Consider the following 16,658-nt stretch of genomic DNA (forward strand, 5'->3'; position numbering starts at 1 on the left):
TGATGAAGGTCATAATTTTTATGTGAAATTCCCAATGCGGAATTAATATAAAAAAGTAAAAATAATGGAGGGTATTAAAATATGAAAGCAATTGAGAGAATACAAAATATGATTGAAGGAAAAGAAGTAGATCGACCGGGGGTGTCATTTTGGAAGCACTTTCCCTTAGTCGACAGAAAAGTGGATAAAATGATCAAAACAACGATAGATTTCCAGCTGCAATTTCAATCTGACTTTGTAAAATTAAGTCATAATGGATTATATTCCACAGAAGATTGGGGCAATATTATTAAGTGGCCATCAAGAGAAACTGAAGTTGGGCAAGTCACTGAATTTGTCATTAAGGAGGCGGAGGATTGGAAGCGCTTAGAAGTAAATAAGCCAAATACAGGAGCTTTATTGCGTGAAGTATTGATTACAGAAGGAGTTCTTGAAAGGTTTAAAGGAAATGTGCCTGTTCTTTCAACAATCTTTAGTCCATTAACGACTGCGATTAAACTGTGCGGAGAAGAGACATTGCTCCGGCATATAAATGAAGAACCAGATTTATTGCGTAAAGGCTTGAAGACGATTACAGAGACAACCATATTATTTTTAAGAAAACTGAGTGAAAAAGGGATCGATGGCATCTTTTTTGCCTCCCAGTTGGCAACTTTCGATCGCTTAACATCTGAACAATATGATGTTTTTGGGAAAAGATATGATGAAATTGTTTTACAGGAGTTAACTGGGAATACCTGGTTCAATATTGTTCATATTCATGGAAAAGAACCAATGATTGAAAAGTTGGAAGCCTATCCAGTACAGGCATTGAACTGGCATGATCGCATAGCCAATGTAACATTAAAAGATGCACGAAAACTAACCGATAAAATATTAATCGGCGGTATTGAAGAAAATTATGATTTGGAAAATGTAAATGAGCACACGCTTCAGTCTCGTTTGGAAGATGCTGTTACACAGGTTGGTGATCTTAGTAAACTTATTTTAGGACCAGGTTGTGTCATGCCGCTCACAGCAACAAATGAACGCTTTGCTTTAACGAAGAGTATAGTTAATAAATTGGAAGGATTTAGGGTACCACAAGTGGAAGCATAAACATTACCCCAAAGCTTCGTAATGCACATTACGAAGCTTTCTGTGCATATGTAGGAGGATATTTATGGAGAAGTGGGGCAATTGGTTCATCTTTGTTTTTGTGTTGTCATATTTAGTAAGGCAGATATGTGATATACAATTTTTGGATTATATAAATGCTATTTTAACAATCATCATTATTGGGTTTACCGTTGCCTATAGTAAAAAGCTGCCAAAGCTATTCAGTTTTATCATGCTTGTAATTGGGGGAATCATTTTATTTACCGTGGAACCGTCAACCCAATTAGTCATTGAGAGTGTAACAAAAAACTTGCCACTTGTATGTTTAATCATCGTTGTTCCGATTTTATCTGTGCCGATCCATTTAGGTAAATATAATGAATCGATCGCCGCATTTTTGGCACAGTTTAAAAATAGAGTGGAAGTTTTATACATGCTTATTTATAGCTTTTTTTATGTATTGGCGCCAATCACCAACCTTGGTTCATTACATATTATTCATTCGATGGTTAAAAATATGAATCTGTCCAGTAACTTTCTCGGCAGACTTTATACGCGGGCATTTACATCCATTAATACGTGGGCCCCTTATTTTGCATCTGTATTTTTAGTTGTTTATTACTTAAAAATTCCAATGTATGTCTTCATCCCATTTGGTTTACTGTTAAGTATATTTCAATTCGCTACAGCTGTAATACTTTTTTCTGTTAAAGAAAAACGTAACATACAACTTAATGGTATGAAAGTGAAAGAGAAAAAGGGAAGTAAAAGTTTAATAGAATTATTGTTAGCTTTACTTTTATTAATTGGTGTTATTTTTGTACTGGAACCCTATATCAAGGTAAATGTCAGTGTGTTGATCATCATTTTAGCAATAGTGTTTTCGCTAATTTGGGCAATTTATTTGAAGAAAACAAAAGGTTTTGTTCAGGAGGTTAATAAGTTTACAAATGGGGTAGTCAGGAAGCAGTCAAATGAAATTGCATTATTTCTGACAGCGGGTTTTTTTGGTGTAACATTGGCTGCCTCACCGATTTCGGGTTACGTTAATGCGCTTTGGAGCATGATTGGCAATCAATCCTTTGTTTTATTAACATTTTTTACAATCCTTATTGTATCTTTCTTATCCATTTTTGGGATTCACCAAATCGTGATTGTGAGTTCCATATTGGCGAGCGTATCCCCTGATTTGTTAGGAATACATCCTATTACCTTTGCAATGATGTTATTAAGTGCATGGGCAATCGGTAGCACTGTGTCACCAATTGCTCCCGGTAATGTGATTGTGTCGAATTTGTTGCAGATTAATATATTTAAACTCATATTTAAGATGAATTTACTTTTTACTACCTTGTTAATATTTGTTCATACCATTGTAATTTATATTGTGCATTTGTTGATTTAACCATGGTGGGATTAGACAGTCACTCTAATTATGACCAAGATAGTTTAAATAAAGAATTTTAAAAGCATTTAAAAATTATAATTAAGGCAATGCTTACAGGTTATTATATGTATATTTTTGAGAAAAGAGAGAGGATGATGTCGTTTGAAAAAGAGATGCCTTCATTCCCGGTTCTCCCACATTCTTAGGGATTGAATCAAGAATAGCTCTAATCATTCAGATTGTACTTGGTGTAGTATACAATTTATTTAAACGAAAAGAATATAAAAACTTTCTGGATTGAACAACTAAGATATTTAACATTGGGAGAAAGTGCTAAGAGAGAAAACAGTAAAAGGTAATTCTAAAACAGTTCGTATCCATCTTGGTACGAACTGTTATACTATAAATTCAATTAAATGGATGTGAAAAAACCTTAATTTGAGGATTCGGTTTATCATTCCTTACTCTCTTTATCCTGTACATACATTCAAAAGTCCGTTGCATTTGTCTATCTAAAACTTCATATGGAACTTTTACAGAAAGCTTAAGGCCATTATTGAATATGATATTCGATTTTGAAGGGCAAGAGCTTTCTTTAATTTTGTATATGTGTTGGTAGGAAATCCATTTATTGTTGATGTCTGAAGGTGAATGGGTTGGAAAGAAATAGATTCCTTTCTGGATGTTGATTGGGATAGGGACTTTTCTTTTGAAGTTTGTATGATGGATGACTGCATTGCGCCTGCCTTCGTAAGTGCAACATTCTATATGGCAGGTTTCATCGATGAGTTCAAGTTGAGTTTTACGTACTTTTATAATTTGATCAGTCTCGATCACAATTGATTCAAATTCAATTTGCCTCGCTGGCAATAATGCCAGCGAGTTTTCATTAATGATATAATCTGATTTTATTTGCTTCATTTTTATCTCCTTTACATTATATTTTTTTCGTACCTGTTTATGATTTCGATTGCTTGCGGGAGGAAATCATTTTGATGAATTTCTAGTTCATGAGCTATTTTTAAAAATGTTATTATACCCGGAAGATGCTTCCCCCGTTCAATGCGACTTAAATGGTTCGGATCGACTTTGATCTCTTGACCTAATTTCTCTAATGAATAATTTTTATGTATGCGTCGGTGCTCTCTCGTTAGTTTTCCAAAAAAGTAGTTTAGATCCAAATATTCTTTTTCACTCATTAAAATTCTCCTTTTCTATCATTATGATATAGGTATATAGTCTGGTTCCAAGGCATGCATAGCTAAATTTATGAATATTTTATGACATTTCCTTGGATAAGAATCGTTATTTATTGTTTTAGTGATAGTTAAATCAAATATGCCCTAACCTCCTTTTAGTCGGGTGAAATGACTATTTAGCTATAAAAAACATGCCTTTAATACTATATTATCTCATATAAGGTTGATTATAGAACTAATTATGCATAGTTAGTGTTTGTGAAATTTATCTGGAATCTTCCTATGATAGTGTTACTTGCTCGAGCGGTAATACAAATCTAGGGGGAACGTGAATGAATAAAGAATTTGATGTGTTCTTTAAAGCGAATGAACGAAGAATTCATTATCAGATCCATCGATTAGGAATTACGGGTGAATGGTATGAAGACTTTTATACTGAAGGGATTCTGGCACTCTGGAAAGCATATAAAGAATTCAATGAGACGAAAGGGAAAATTGGGACATTTTTAAATTATCGTATTCGGTATAGATTGCTAGATTTGCTCCGGAAAAAATTACGTGAACAAGAACTAGTGGAAGAAATGAAACATGAAGAGTCAGTTCGATTAGATGACGGAAATCGACACCGAGGAACAGGGATGCCAGTTGTGAATGTACGTGGAATTGTGCTGGAAGACCACATGTTTTGGGAAAACGTTCGAAGCCGGTTATCAGAAAATCAATGGAAATGGGTGAAATATTTTATTATTGCTGATTTGTCCGTGAAAGAAATTATGGAACTTGAAGGTGTGACAGCTGATGCTGTAAAAGGATGGGGACAGGCGGTGAGGAGGAACTTGCGGGATGAGGAGTTGAGACGGAAGTTGGAGGAGATGATGTAATGAAAAAGTATGATGGTTAGGTTATAAATGGTGACTAGCTACAGAAAGTTCTCCATAAGGAATCTTTGATAGCTCTTCTACACCGTATTTGGTAACTCGCTCTATAAAAGTTGAATCCATTCCAGCCAATAGGGAAACCGGGCATGAGAAGTGAGTTTATCGCTGACGTTTTAGAGAATATTCTTAAAGTTATTGTCGAAGCTTTTAAATTAAAGATATAAGAGATATGTAAGATACTAGTGACTTATTTAGGAGAGATTAATGACTTCTTATAAACAGCGCCTAGAAAAAGCCTTGTTTATAAGAAGTCAATGATAGAACATTTAATTATCCTGCATTTATAGGAATATCCCTTTGATGGTTGTCTACGAATTATTTTTTGATTAATAATTATTTTCAATTGAGATTTTAATAGTTTTTCATGAAATTAATTTATGAATTGATCCTTGGTATAATCTTGATTTAATACTAATAACATTTCTAACGCACTCATTTCAGGTAATTTTTCAAGAAAATCTGTGAGTTCGTCGTAATGCTGGAAACTGAATGCTTCTAATTCCTGTACTGGTTTGTAGGTGTTTTCATACTCCTCAAAGATTAGTTTGTATAGACGGAGAATGTGAATAGATTGACTTGATTCTGAGAGTGCAGCAACTCCGATTTCAGTTGACACTGGTGAAAATATGACGGTCTCCAATTTCATATTCTCCATTAACTCATCTGGGAAAGCAACTGATTTTTCTTTCATTGATACATTCCTCCTTTTATTTTACAATTAAAAAAGTATTCTATTGTAAAAATTAAGAATAATTTGATTTCATTCTACCTTTTTATGAAGATAATGTCACCTTTTGGGTGCTCGATTTCCAAAACATTTATTTATAATCAGTGATGTAAAAGCGGCAGATTATTTTGTTGTCTTGTTTCAAAAATGAATTAGTAAAAGGTATCTTATTAATTTAGAAAGAAAAATTTTGGGGACTGTCTCCCGTGTTTTTCATTCGATCTTAATACATTGTATTCCATCAGTTTGTGCGAATTAGGCTTATTATAAGAGACCACCTAATCGAGAGTAAATATTTTCGATTAGGTGGTTTTCTTTTTCTAAGTAGACATAATAGACAGGGATCATCAGTTTATACTTTTCAAAAACTTAGTCAATAAAGCAATTTGTTCTTTTGTTAATGATTTTGTAGATTCTAATAATCGACGTTGCTCAGGTGGAAGACCAACTTCTACTTCTGAAAAGAATTCAGAAAGTGATATATTTAATGCTTTACAAATTCTCTCGAGAGCATCTAGTGAGGGTTTACTACCACCACGTTCAATTTTAGATATTTGTGATGGATCTAGGTTTGTCATTTGTGCTAATTTTCGTGCAGAAATGTCTGAAGTTTCTCTTAAATTTTTAATTCGCTTTCCAATATTAATCATTTTTTATTCCACCATTTCAATTATTATTTCAAAGAATGTCAAAAAATGAAATTAATTAAACAATAAGTATTGACAAGTTGAATTTTATTCAATATAATGTGGTTAGTAAGTTGAATTATATTCACTTTTTAGTCGTTTAATAAGAGTTAAATTTTACTTTAATGGCAAGGGAAGAAGGGAGGTGCATCTTTTAAAGGGATTGATTTTAATTCAACTATATTAGTGTATATTCCACCGCAACCATTATTGATAAAAAGTTTGTATAGGGTTAATTTTATCAATAAAGGTGCGAAGAGACAAGAAGTAAGAAGGATGATGAAACTTAAAATAAAAGGAAATCAACAAAAATATGTATCCGCTGTTAGCTGGAACTTTACCTGTTAGTCATCATATTTCTAAAGCGTTAGAAGATTATGTAGGTTTCATAAACGAAAAAGGTGAGAGAAAGATTGATGCAGTATATTATCCTTCCGGTCAGTTATTTGAAGATAATGCAATATTAGAAGCAATTCCTTCAGGTACAGTTGAGATGGCTCAGATAAATTACGATAAGGGGAGATAGCAAATTTAAATAGATTAATTTAAAAGGATAAAAAAATTTGGCTATTGTTTTATTGCACTTTTGGTATTATTCATTTGTTTAACTTATTTAAATAAGAGTAATGTTTTATCGGTTTGAATAATTCTAGTATAACAATGAGGTTAAAAAATGAAGCGGATGTTGCCGTAAAATGAAGTGTATCTAAACAGATTGGAGATTTAAAAAAAGATCTTATCGCTAGTATCAAATAAAACTCCCACATCTATATGATGTGGGCTATTCAAAACAATATGATTCTATCGATCTATTAAATCAATTATTTCTCGAATATCGTCAATTTGCAATGCATCTGCAATTTTTTCAATATGTCCAAAATTAATATTTTCTCTTTTTTGGTTTGATAGTTCACTTAAAGCTGCGTGACGAATGTCCGTTAAGCGCGAAAGTTCTCTTAACGAAATATTATGTTTTTTTAGTAAATCTTTTATTTTGACAATGACTTTTTTCTCCATAATTCACCTAATTATTAAAAAAGTATTTGACTATATAAAAAATTTAGCATATAATTCTTCGATAAGTGGTACGCATAAAAGTAACGAGGATGGATAAAGAAGTGAGTTGTAAATGTTTTTGTCGAAGGGTGGTGATTTAAAGATAAATGAAAGGGGTTTCAAAGATGGCAGACAACTAATTAAAGAATATTTGAAAGGGAGTAATTACCTATGGACATATCGCCTTGGACTCTATTGACGGATCTTGGGTTTGTTGCTTTGTTGTTATTGGTAGGGAGCATTCTAAGAGCTAAAGTTAAAGTTATTCAAATGCTGTTTTTACCTGCAAGTTTAATTGCTAGAATTTTAGGATTGATTCTAGGTCCTAATGGTGTAGGAGTGATACCATTTTCCAGTGCCATTGGAACATATCCTGGTATTTTAATCGCTGTAGTTTTTGCATCATTACCGATTGCTGCTAAAAAGATGAATTGGAAGACGATCATTGATAGGGTAGGTTACTTTTGGGGCTATTCTCAGTTCATAATGATAGTGCAATGGGGTCTTGGAGTACTATTTGGTTTAGTTGTACTAAAATTCATATGGCCAGAATTACATAATGGTTTTGGATTAATGTTAGCTGCCGGTTTCGTAGGAGGTCATGGCACAGCGGCAGCAATCGGTGAAGCCTTTAGTGGACATGGATGGGAAGACGCAGCAAGTTTAGCTATGACATCGGCCACTGTAGGAATTGTTGTAGCAATAGTTGGTGGTATATTTTTGATAAATATGAGTGCACGTAAGGGGGAAGCAAGTTTTATAAGTGATTATAAACAATTGCCGAATGAGCTTAGAACGGGTCTTATTACACGGAATAAACGTAAAAGCTTTGGAGACGATACTGTTTCATCAATTTCGATTGATCCATTAATATTTCATTTAGCAATCATACTAGTGGCGACAATTGGTGGATATTATTTAAGCGATTTTGGTGGGAGAATACTTCCTCAAGTAACTTTACCAGCATTTAGTGTAGCGTTTATTGTCGCAATATTCATTCAGCAAGTATTGGTTGCAACAAAATCTATTGATTACTTTGATAAGCGAATTGTAGATAGAATTAGTGGAAGTGCTACTGATCTATTAGTTGTGTTCGGAATTGCATCTATCAAATTACCGGTAGTAATTAAGTATGCCACTCCGTTAATATTTCTATTTTTATTTGGGATTGTATATTGTTACATTTGCTTTAAAATATTGGGTCCGCGGATGCTTAGAGAATTTTGGTTTGAGAAATCAATTTTCTCATGGGGATGGATGACGGGAACAATGGCAATGGGAATAGCACTTTTAAGAATTGTTGATCCAGACTTAAAAAGTAAGACACTTGATGACTATGCATTAGCTTATATACCTACTGCTCCTGTTGAAATACTTGTCGTTACATTTTCACCATTACTGATAATGAGTGGTCAACATTGGTTATTCATCATCATTACACTTGGTTTTGGATTAATAATCTTTTTACTTGCCCTTATGCGGGGGTGGTGGATAAAAGATATAAATGTTCATCGGAAACGTGCAAGTAACGGCTAGGATTGAACAAAAATGCTTAAGTAAATTAAAAAAAAGGATTGATATTTTATGACTTCGAAAGATACTAAAATTGAATTTTTATATTTATCTGAAGAGGATTTAATTAAATCTGGTGTTCTTGAAATGAATACTTGTGTTGAAACGATGGATAAAATGTTCGGAATCATTGGTGATGGTGATTATTTAATGGGAGGTCCAAAAGAAAATGAACACGGTATTATGTTGTGGTTCCCAGAAGAAAAGAGATTTGAAAACATGCCGGTCGCGGGTCCAGATCGCAGGTTTATGTCACTAATTTCTTATTTGGGTGGAGATTTTAATATAGTTGGTGAAAAGTGGTATGGGTCAAATATAAGTAATAAGGATAAAGGACTTCCTCGCTCCATTCTTACTGTTACTTTAAGTGATGTTGATACTGGGCAGCCACTAGCTTTTATGTCTGGAAATTTAATAAGTGCAATGCGGACAGGGGCAGTTCCAGGTGTAGCAACACGATATTTAGCTCATGAAGACGCAAAAGTTTTAGCTGTTGTTGGAACGGGTGTCATCAATAAAGCCTGTGTACAAGCAGTTTTATACGCAAAACAAAATATTGAAACGATTAAAGTATTTGATATTGACCCTAAACGTAGTCAAGCATTTATAGACGGACTTCAGGATGATGTCAAGACTGAGCTAGAAGTTTCATATTCGATGGAAGCTTGTATACGTGATGCAGATATTGTATCAGTTGCAACATCTGGAGCGAAAAGACCTGAAATTAAGGATGAGTGGGTAAAAGATGGATGCCTGATTACACTAACGGGAACGGCAAAACTATCGGAAAACTTTTATAAAGAAAATACGATCGTAGCAGATAACTGGGAAATGCATGAAGCATGGTATCGAGATGCACTTGAACGACCTAATGGAATGGAAAGTATTACAAGTTGGGCTCCAACAGGCGATATTTTGAAAATGATCCATGACGGAAATTTAAAAGATAAAGTATTTCATAATTTAGGAGATATTGTTCTAGGAGGAGATGATTTTAGAAAATGTGAAAAAGAAAAAATTGTTTTTGTAACGGGTGGGTTATCGACAGAAGATACAGCATGGGCTTATCACGTGTACAAAAATGCTTTGAAAAATTCTATTGGTCAAAAGTTAAAGCTATGGGATCAACCCTATTGGGCGTGAATGTGAATTTCAGTAAAGTTGGTGTCGGACAGTCCAAACTAGTTATATAAGCAGAGTAGGAGTCTTGTATAAACGAAGGGGTGGTATTTCGAACTACTGTAAAAGTAGAATATAGGAGTACATTTTTGCAGCTGAAAATTTTACAGGGAGTGGATATTATACGTCATTTCAGTCCGGGTGATGCTCCTGCAGCTGTCACTACCTTTGATGGTTATCCGATAGGAAAAGCAGGATATGCTCTATCATTAAGTGCTTTTGCTTCATTAATAATGTCTAAATCCCGAGTTTGGCAGTTTTGAAAATTAGCACAGCGGTAATATGGAAAACATATTAAAAAAAATATCTGAATCAAAAATAATTCCTATTTTAAGAAAGATAGATCCAGCTAAGATCGATAAAATCATTGAAATCTTTATTAGAAACGAAATTAGAGTTGTGGAAATAACAATAGATTCATTAGATGCATCTAATATTATAAATAGATTAAAAGAATATTACGGTGATAGTATTATAATTGGTGCAGGAACAATCTTGAGTGTGGAGGACGCAAAGTTGGCTAAAAAAGCTAAGGCAGACTTTATATTTTCCCTTACTTAAATGAAGAAGTTATTGCAGCCTGTATACATGATAACGTTGTAGTGATCCCGGGTGTAATGACGCCGAGTGAGATATATAAGGCTTATGAAAAAGGTGCAAATGCACTTAAGATATTTCCAGCTTCAAATTTGGATCCTTCTTATATAAAAAATATTAAAGCTCCACTCCCGAATATACCGTTAATCGTAACAGGTGGGATAAATTTAGAAAATATTAATGAGTATCTTGATGCTGGTGTAATGGCGACAGGAATAGGTGGATTGCTTTTAAATGAAGATTGGTTGAATAAAAATGAATGGGATAAATTCGAGGCCCTAGTCAAGCAGTATAAGTTGACGGTGAAAGATAATGAATAATTTTAGTAGGTGATTTTTTGAAATAATTAAAGTAACTCCGCATGTTATAACCACTCCTTTAGAAAAAAGTTTTTATTTCTCCCAAGGTTTTGTAGAATCAAGAAATTCCTTGATTGTAGAAATTGAAACTGATGAAGGATTGATTGGATGGGGCGAGTCTTTATGCCATGGACAGCAACCGCCAGAAATAGCAGCCACATTTATTAAATACTGTTTTGAGCCACATTTAATCGGAAAAAACCCTTACGATGTTGAGGTCCTTTGGGAAGATATGTACAATAAGTCTAGACATTTTGACCAATATGGAGCGGCGATAAACGCTATTAGCGGTGTAGATATTGCATTGTGGGATATTATCGGAAAAGATTTAAATAAACCAATCTCACATTTGATAGGAGGTCAGTTTCGTAAAGAAGTTGTACCATACGCAACAGGACTTTATAGGTATAAAAATAATAACCATATTGAGGTTGGTATAGAAGAAGCAAAATCTCATATTGAAAAGGATTTAAAGCATTAAAATTAAAGATAGGTTTTGGTGTCGAAGAGGACATTGCATATATAGAAGCAATTAGAGAAACAGTGGATCCCAATATCCTTATTATGGCAGATGCAAATTGTGCGTACAATGTTCCAGAGTTAAGAAGATTGATTAAAAAAAGCGAATTACTTAACGTCCATTTCTTTGAAGAACTATTAGCTCCAGAAGATATGGAAGGTTATACCCAGATAAGAAACCTAAGTAGCACTATATAGCTTCAGGTGAAAATATATTTGGAAAAATAGGGTATCGTAATTGGATTGCCAATGGTGCTTTGGATATAATCCAACCAGATTTAATGTCATCAGGTGGGTTTACAGAATGTAAGAAGATTTCTAATTTGGCTCATTCATGGAATACGCCATTGATACCGCATGTTTGGGGTTCAGGTATTGGTTTAGCTGCCTCGTTACAGTTTATTGCGAATTTACCATTTACACCACAATCAATGAATCCAATGGAAATTATGTTAGAATATGATCAGTCTGATCATCCTTTTAGAGAAGACTTGATATACAATCAAATAAAAATGGTAGACGGAAAGATTCCAATTCCAAATAGGCCTGGTATTGGGGTAGAAGTTAATGAAGAAATAATACGTAAATATTCAAAGGAAATATTTATTTAAACCTAGATGTAATTCTGAGTAGAAGCAATCAATTTGAAATTTATGTATACAGAGTAATATCTGAATTGTATATTAGATGTTGCACTTGTTATCTACTAATCTTGGTGAAGTACACCCCAGATCCTGAAAAGAATCTAAATTACTGGAGGAATTTGGAAACTCCAAGGCCATTCAATTAGTGTGGGAAGGAGGATATGGATTATGGCATGAAGCCATTAGAATAGTATGAATCTGTTCTAATGGCTGTAAGATCTTTCTCCATTAGTAGTAGGCCAATGGCATCTCCCTCTGCATCCACTAGTCCTACTATTCGCAAATAGTGGCTCATGGATATGGACAATCAGCCAATTAGGTGAATTCATATCTAAACTGCTTCCTTGTAACTTAATTGACTGTAAGCCAATGTCGTAATTAGAACATATACTGGAATCATTTCACCTGTTGAACTGAAGTGTGAACCTGCCCAATCTACCTCCAGGAATTCACCTGGCTTTCTACGAATTGGCAATGTTAATTTTAACCTTTTTAAATATTTCTCGTAATTCTTACAAAATGTTTAGTAGACATAAGGAACATTCCCACCCTCACATGCTTTTGTTGTGTACCATGATGCAACAAGGTCAAGGTTTTCTATAGCCCTTGGCACTTTCTCCCAATTAACCGGGAAGTAACCTTTCTCAATGGCTTGTTTCTTTGGAAAGAAAAACGCCACCAACCATGGGTTGATCATAGTGTCGTTCAAACTTTCCAAACCATATTTTTTGGCACGTTTGTCGAGCCTCAGCAACCATATTCCTGGAGTAGCCAGTGCTAGAACTGATTGTTTCTTGATTGATCTCTTCAAAACACAGCTCTATAATCTCATGGCAATTAACCATTAAAAACCTTCTGTATAACAATGTGTCATTCTTATTGCATGCAATTTTTATAGAGGAGGTTATTCTATTTATTGCGCTGACCCCCAGTCTAAAAAAAGTTGCTCATTTTCCTGCATTTACAGGCTCAAAACTCCGCATAAGTGACTCAATTCTCCGCAATAATCTTGTGTTCAAAATCTATCATTTCAGTCAAAGGACTAAGAAAAATCCCTGTTAAATAAATTTGATAAATTAATATTATAACATATAACAGAATAATAGTATCGTTATTGAGAAAAATGTATCAAATAATAGACGGATTGCGTTTTGTATATGGGAATTAATTTGAATTGCCATTTTAATTTTAAGACCTGCTATTAGTTAATCATTTGGAATTAAAACTGTGTTTATAGATGTTTTTGATATATTTTTAGATAGCTAATATATAAGTGGCATGAAAATTGCAATAAAATAATGCGCCCAGGAACAATAGGTCAAAATTTTAGGGAGCATAATGAATATTAGGTAGGGAGATGTTTAAGTATGACATGGGATATAGGCATCATAGGACTTGGAACGATGGGGAGTATGGCAATGTGGCAGCTGGCAAAGCAAAATGTTTCGATTATTGGATTTGAGCAGTATGGGATTGGTCATGATCGTTCTGCGGCAGGAGGGGAGTCAAGGTTATTCAGAACGGCGTATAAAGAAGGAGAACAGTATGTGCCTTTATTGAAAGAGTCCAAACTTTTATGGCGTGAATTAGAAAAGGAAACAGGAAATAAATTATTGTCATTAAGTGGAGGACTAACTATTGGAAATCCTGACGACGACATTATGAAAAATGTTATTAAAAGTGCTAAGCATTATGATATTGAGCATGAAATTTTGGATTATAACGATGCTAAAAAAAGATATCCGCAACATCTAATAGACCGTAATGAAATTATGGTCTTAGACAAAGAAGCGGGTTTTTTAAGACCCGAGTATGCGGTGGTATCGGCGGTTGAAAGGGCAAAAGAACTAGGTGCAACTGTTAATTCTTATACACCTGTAACGAATGTTGAACAAGATGGCGAAAAAGTTATTATACAAACTAGGGAAAAGGAATACAAGGTTAATCAAGTTTTAATTGCGACAGGTCCTTGGATCAGGGAGCTTATTCCAGAGTTTAGTCCAATTGTGGAAGCAAAAAAAATAATTCTTTCTTGGTTTGCTCCTCATAATGCGGAAGATTTTCTGCCAAAAATGTTTCCAATTTTCACTAGAACAAGTGGAGAATATAAATTTTATGGAGGTCCAACTGTTGAGAACAGTATGGTGAAGGTAGGAGTTAGTAATAGCATCCCGCTTGGAGACGCTAAAAATATTAATCGCACGGTTGAACCCGAGGAAATATGTGAAAATGTAATGATTATAAAGAAATTTTTTAATGGGCTTTATCCTGATCCAGTAAGGGTTAATGCATATATGGATGCTTATACTATTGATAATCATTCACTAGTGGGAAGAATACCGAACTTTCCAAATGCAATTGTTGTAGGAGGGTTTTCGGGTCATGGCTTTAAAATGGCTCCTGCCATAGGCAAGATTGCAAAGGATATTTTATTAAATCAAAAAAACAATTTTGATATAAATGCTCTTTCTCCTTTGCGTTTTCAAAAAAAGTAAATGGAGGGGATTTGATGGATATATTTTCAAAAGAATCTATGAATGGTAAACATATTCTAATCACAGGAGCAACAGGAGGTATTGGATACGAAACTGCAAAGGTATTAGCATCAATGGGTGCCTCGATATCATTAACGGGGAGAAATGAAATAGTGTTAAAAGAGCTTAAAGAAGAACTTTTGTCCATTACACAATCGAATAAAATTTTTACACAAGTTGCTGATTTAACAAACGACAGCGAAAGAACGTCACTGATAGAATCTTGTCAAAAACAACATGGGGATATATATGGATTGGTTAATTCTGCTGCAATCTCAGCAGGGGATGTAGTTGAAAAATTAAAAAAAGATGATGTTATCAATATAATGAACATTAACTTTATATCTACCTTAATGCTTACTCAGATGGTGTATAAAAAAATGCTAAAAAGAAGGGAAGGTAATATTGTCAATGTTAGTTCCCTTTCAGGAATTCGAGGTAGTTTTGCTAATACACCATATGCTGCAAGTAAATTTGCTTTAATAGGTTTTACGCAATCGATGGCTTTAGAGGCTATAAAGTCCAATATAAGAGTTAATGCTGTCTGTCCCGGTTATGTTGATACAAAAATGGGGAGGGAAGGAATTAAAAGAAAGGCATTATTGAAAGGGGTTCCGTTTGAAGAGTATTTGAAAACGATAGAAAATTCTATCCCCTCTGGTCGTATCACAAAGCCAAAAGAAGTTGCGAATACAATTGCCTTTTTATTAACAGAGGCTTCAACAAATATTGTTGGTGAATCTTTAAAAATATCTGGTGGAAGCGTGTTATAGTGCGTTATTTATTATCATAATTGATACAAATGTATCGTTTACGAAACAAAAAAAGATCGCTAAGTAAATGGAATAATCAAATAAAATGGTTTTGTTAAAGGTATAACAATCGATTTTCGGAAAGGTATAAAGTTGGCACAATTTTTTCAACATTATATTTTATCAAACTATATTTTATAAGAGAGGATATTTTTACATGAGTTATAGACTAGCTGTAGACACGGGTGGTACTTTTACAGATATTGTTTTAATTAATGACCAAACTGGAGATACCCATGTTACAAAAGTTCCATCTTCGTCCGAAGATCCTTCAAAAGCTATTATAAGCGGTGTAGAGCAATTATTGAAGGATACACAAATATCTGAAAGTGAAATTTCATTTTTTATACATGGGACTACTGTTGCAACTAATGCATTGTTAGAACATAAAGGTGCAAAAACTGGTCTAATCACAACTAAAGGCTTTAAAGATGTGTTAGAAATTGGAAGACAAAATCGTCCAGACTTGTATAACTTTCAGGTCAGAAAGCCAAAGCCGCTTATCCCTAGAGAGCTTAGGATGGAGATGACGGAGAGAATTAATTATTTGGGAGAAATAACAGAAGATTTAAATATTGAAGAAGCTAAAAATATTATAGAATATTTTAAAATACAAAATGTCGAATCGATATGCGTTAGTTTTCTAAACGCTTATGCAAATACCAAACATGAGAATACTATACAAGAACTAATTGAAAAAGAATACCCTGAATTTTCTGTTTCTCTTTCTTCTGAAGTATTACCTGAATATAAAGAGTATGAACGGACAAGCACGGTTGCAATTTTCTAGTACTAGTATTGGGATTATCCATAACAGGTATCCTTTATGTTGGAATTGGATTTAACATGAATAACCTGTCCTTCCATCATAAAGGAGTTTTTTTGGTGTATTCGAGGATTTTAAATAAATTATTTTACATAAAAAGAGTCTTTTTTAGATAAAATTGATTCTATTTTGTCTAACCTGTCACTAACTTTATTGGAGTATTTAATTACTATTTCCTGCAACAGGTATTCGGCAACAAATATAGCACTTAAAACGGAATTGTGGAACGGTGTACTGTCATTTAAACACGGTAACAATATATCTGAATGTGTTTTAACAGGTGAAGAATAGCTATCGGTAAATGATATAACCTTCGCATTTTGCTTTTTAGCATCTTCTATAAAATCAATAACATTTTTGGAATATCTTGAAAAAGTACATGCTATAATTAAATCGTCTGCGGACAAATCCATTATTTTTTCAGGTAAATTTCCACTTTCTGGCATCAGTAATTCACAATTTGGATATAAACGATGCAATCTATAATACATAAAATAGACAACTGAAAGGCTGGATCTAAAACCT

General features: G+C 33.8%; 20 protein-coding genes and 1 pseudogene. 14 read left to right on the plus strand and 7 right to left on the minus strand.

Going from position 1 to position 16,658, the window contains the following annotated elements; genetic code table 11:
- The first annotated feature begins 81 nt into the window (after positions 1-81).
- Together SPD89_RS15020 and SPD89_RS15025 are read left to right on the plus strand one after the other, a co-directional pair.
- Positions 82-1,098: a uroporphyrinogen decarboxylase family protein gene (locus SPD89_RS15020; RefSeq protein ID WP_336262766.1), complete on the plus strand. Its 1,017-nt coding sequence runs from the start codon at positions 82-84 to the stop codon at positions 1,096-1,098.
- A gap of 64 nt (positions 1,099-1,162) precedes the next feature.
- Entirely contained in the window at positions 1,163-2,503 is a 1,341-nt protein-coding gene (locus SPD89_RS15025; protein WP_336262767.1) for a hypothetical protein, read from the plus strand.
- A 390-nt stretch (positions 2,504-2,893) separates the two neighbouring features.
- Here SPD89_RS15025 and SPD89_RS15030 read toward each other — a convergent pair whose 3' ends face one another.
- Positions 2,894-3,406 (minus strand): competence protein ComK, encoded by a 513-nt coding sequence (locus SPD89_RS15030; protein WP_336262768.1) that lies wholly within the window; start codon positions 3,404-3,406, stop codon positions 2,894-2,896.
- Between the two features lie 11 nt (positions 3,407-3,417).
- Entirely contained in the window at positions 3,418-3,684 is a 267-nt protein-coding gene (locus SPD89_RS15035) for a helix-turn-helix domain-containing protein (RefSeq protein ID WP_336262769.1), read from the minus strand.
- A gap of 332 nt (positions 3,685-4,016) precedes the next feature.
- On the opposite strand from SPD89_RS15035, the gene SPD89_RS15040 reads away from it, so the two are divergent.
- Positions 4,017-4,565 (plus strand): sigma-70 family RNA polymerase sigma factor, encoded by a 549-nt coding sequence (locus SPD89_RS15040; protein ID WP_336262770.1) that lies wholly within the window; start codon positions 4,017-4,019, stop codon positions 4,563-4,565.
- Positions 4,566-4,992: 427 nt separating this feature from the next.
- On the opposite strand, the gene SPD89_RS15045 is transcribed toward SPD89_RS15040, so the two are convergent.
- Complete coding sequence (locus tag SPD89_RS15045; RefSeq protein ID WP_336262771.1) at positions 4,993-5,313, minus strand: hypothetical protein; 321 nt, start codon at positions 5,311-5,313, stop codon at positions 4,993-4,995.
- A gap of 383 nt (positions 5,314-5,696) precedes the next feature.
- Positions 5,697-5,999, minus strand: a complete 303-nt coding sequence (locus SPD89_RS15050; RefSeq protein ID WP_336262772.1) for a helix-turn-helix domain-containing protein — start codon at positions 5,997-5,999, stop codon at positions 5,697-5,699.
- 349 nt (positions 6,000-6,348) lie between these two features.
- Here SPD89_RS15050 and SPD89_RS15055 point away from each other — a divergent pair, with 349 nt between their 5' ends.
- Positions 6,349-6,561 (plus strand): hypothetical protein, encoded by a 213-nt coding sequence (locus SPD89_RS15055; protein WP_336262773.1) that lies wholly within the window; start codon positions 6,349-6,351, stop codon positions 6,559-6,561.
- Between the two features lie 275 nt (positions 6,562-6,836).
- Here the strand turns inward: SPD89_RS15055 and SPD89_RS15060 are convergent, their stop codons facing one another.
- A complete protein-coding gene (locus SPD89_RS15060) occupies positions 6,837-7,052 on the minus strand; it encodes a helix-turn-helix domain-containing protein (protein WP_336262774.1) in 216 nt (71 codons plus the stop codon).
- Between the two features lie 210 nt (positions 7,053-7,262).
- On the opposite strand from SPD89_RS15060, the gene SPD89_RS15065 reads away from it, so the two are divergent.
- The 7 genes and pseudogenes from SPD89_RS15065 (at position 7,263) to SPD89_RS15090 (ending at position 11,928) form a co-directional block, all read left to right on the plus strand.
- Positions 7,263-8,627, plus strand: a complete 1,365-nt coding sequence (locus SPD89_RS15065) for a sodium/glutamate symporter (protein WP_336262775.1) — start codon at positions 7,263-7,265, stop codon at positions 8,625-8,627.
- A 48-nt stretch (positions 8,628-8,675) separates the two neighbouring features.
- Complete coding sequence (locus SPD89_RS15070) at positions 8,676-9,806, plus strand: tyramine oxidase subunit B (protein ID WP_336262776.1); 1,131 nt, start codon at positions 8,676-8,678, stop codon at positions 9,804-9,806.
- Between the two features lie 125 nt (positions 9,807-9,931).
- On the plus strand, positions 9,932-10,105 hold the full coding sequence (locus SPD89_RS15075) for a hypothetical protein (protein WP_336262777.1): 174 nt from the start codon (positions 9,932-9,934) through the stop codon (positions 10,103-10,105).
- A 19-nt stretch (positions 10,106-10,124) separates the two neighbouring features.
- Positions 10,125-10,759: pseudogene (locus SPD89_RS15080) on the plus strand (bifunctional 4-hydroxy-2-oxoglutarate aldolase/2-dehydro-3-deoxy-phosphogluconate aldolase).
- 109 nt (positions 10,760-10,868) lie between these two features.
- Positions 10,869-11,279, plus strand: coding sequence for a hypothetical protein (locus tag SPD89_RS15085; RefSeq protein ID WP_336262778.1), 411 nt, complete (start codon positions 10,869-10,871; stop codon positions 11,277-11,279).
- Between the two features lie 41 nt (positions 11,280-11,320).
- On the plus strand, positions 11,321-11,515 hold the full coding sequence (locus SPD89_RS23135; RefSeq protein WP_442961177.1) for an enolase C-terminal domain-like protein: 195 nt from the start codon (positions 11,321-11,323) through the stop codon (positions 11,513-11,515).
- A gap of 44 nt (positions 11,516-11,559) precedes the next feature.
- Entirely contained in the window at positions 11,560-11,928 is a 369-nt protein-coding gene (locus tag SPD89_RS15090; RefSeq protein ID WP_336262784.1) for an enolase C-terminal domain-like protein, read from the plus strand.
- Between the two features lie 556 nt (positions 11,929-12,484).
- On the opposite strand, the gene SPD89_RS15095 is transcribed toward SPD89_RS15090, so the two are convergent.
- Positions 12,485-12,772 (minus strand): hypothetical protein, encoded by a 288-nt coding sequence (locus tag SPD89_RS15095; RefSeq protein WP_336262779.1) that lies wholly within the window; start codon positions 12,770-12,772, stop codon positions 12,485-12,487.
- Between the two features lie 556 nt (positions 12,773-13,328).
- Here SPD89_RS15095 and solA point away from each other — a divergent pair.
- The 3 genes from solA (at position 13,329) to SPD89_RS15110 (ending at position 16,097) form a co-directional block, all read left to right on the plus strand.
- Positions 13,329-14,456, plus strand: coding sequence for an N-methyl-L-tryptophan oxidase (gene solA, locus SPD89_RS15100; protein ID WP_336262780.1), 1,128 nt, complete (start codon positions 13,329-13,331; stop codon positions 14,454-14,456).
- Positions 14,457-14,470: 14 nt separating this feature from the next.
- Positions 14,471-15,268 carry an SDR family NAD(P)-dependent oxidoreductase gene (locus SPD89_RS15105; protein ID WP_336262781.1) on the plus strand — a complete coding sequence of 266 codons (798 nt, stop codon included), beginning with the start codon at positions 14,471-14,473 and terminating at the stop codon, positions 15,266-15,268.
- A gap of 196 nt (positions 15,269-15,464) precedes the next feature.
- Positions 15,465-16,097 (plus strand): hydantoinase/oxoprolinase family protein, encoded by a 633-nt coding sequence (locus tag SPD89_RS15110; RefSeq protein ID WP_336262782.1) that lies wholly within the window; start codon positions 15,465-15,467, stop codon positions 16,095-16,097.
- A gap of 119 nt (positions 16,098-16,216) precedes the next feature.
- On the opposite strand, the gene SPD89_RS15115 is transcribed toward SPD89_RS15110, so the two are convergent.
- The coding region (locus tag SPD89_RS15115; protein ID WP_336262783.1) for a MurR/RpiR family transcriptional regulator at positions 16,217-16,658 on the minus strand (442 nt) is incomplete at its 5' end.

The sequence above is a fragment of the Pseudogracilibacillus sp. SO30301A genome (assembly GCF_037072025.1).
In the GTDB taxonomy this organism is placed as follows: domain Bacteria; phylum Bacillota; class Bacilli; order Bacillales; family Amphibacillaceae; genus Pseudogracilibacillus.

Excerpts from the sequence above, each read along its gene's own strand:
- SPD89_RS15020 (WP_336262766.1), top strand. The coding sequence starts at position 82 with ATGAAAGCAATTGAGAGAATACAAAATATGATTGAAGGAAAAGAAGTA.
- SPD89_RS15025 (WP_336262767.1), top strand. The coding sequence starts at position 1,163 with ATGGAGAAGTGGGGCAATTGGTTCATCTTTGTTTTTGTGTTGTCATAT.
- SPD89_RS15030 (WP_336262768.1), bottom strand. The coding sequence starts at position 3,406 with ATGAAGCAAATAAAATCAGATTATATCATTAATGAAAACTCGCTGGCA.
- SPD89_RS15035 (WP_336262769.1), bottom strand. The coding sequence starts at position 3,684 with ATGAGTGAAAAAGAATATTTGGATCTAAACTACTTTTTTGGAAAACTA.
- SPD89_RS15040 (WP_336262770.1), top strand. The coding sequence starts at position 4,017 with ATGAATAAAGAATTTGATGTGTTCTTTAAAGCGAATGAACGAAGAATT.
- SPD89_RS15045 (WP_336262771.1), bottom strand. The coding sequence starts at position 5,313 with ATGAAAGAAAAATCAGTTGCTTTCCCAGATGAGTTAATGGAGAATATG.
- SPD89_RS15050 (WP_336262772.1), bottom strand. The coding sequence starts at position 5,999 with ATGATTAATATTGGAAAGCGAATTAAAAATTTAAGAGAAACTTCAGAC.
- SPD89_RS15055 (WP_336262773.1), top strand. The coding sequence starts at position 6,349 with ATGTATCCGCTGTTAGCTGGAACTTTACCTGTTAGTCATCATATTTCT.
- SPD89_RS15060 (WP_336262774.1), bottom strand. The coding sequence starts at position 7,052 with ATGGAGAAAAAAGTCATTGTCAAAATAAAAGATTTACTAAAAAAACAT.
- SPD89_RS15065 (WP_336262775.1), top strand. The coding sequence starts at position 7,263 with ATGGACATATCGCCTTGGACTCTATTGACGGATCTTGGGTTTGTTGCT.
- SPD89_RS15070 (WP_336262776.1), top strand. The coding sequence starts at position 8,676 with ATGACTTCGAAAGATACTAAAATTGAATTTTTATATTTATCTGAAGAG.
- solA (WP_336262780.1), top strand. The coding sequence starts at position 13,329 with ATGACATGGGATATAGGCATCATAGGACTTGGAACGATGGGGAGTATG.
- SPD89_RS15105 (WP_336262781.1), top strand. The coding sequence starts at position 14,471 with ATGGATATATTTTCAAAAGAATCTATGAATGGTAAACATATTCTAATC.
- SPD89_RS15110 (WP_336262782.1), top strand. The coding sequence starts at position 15,465 with ATGAGTTATAGACTAGCTGTAGACACGGGTGGTACTTTTACAGATATT.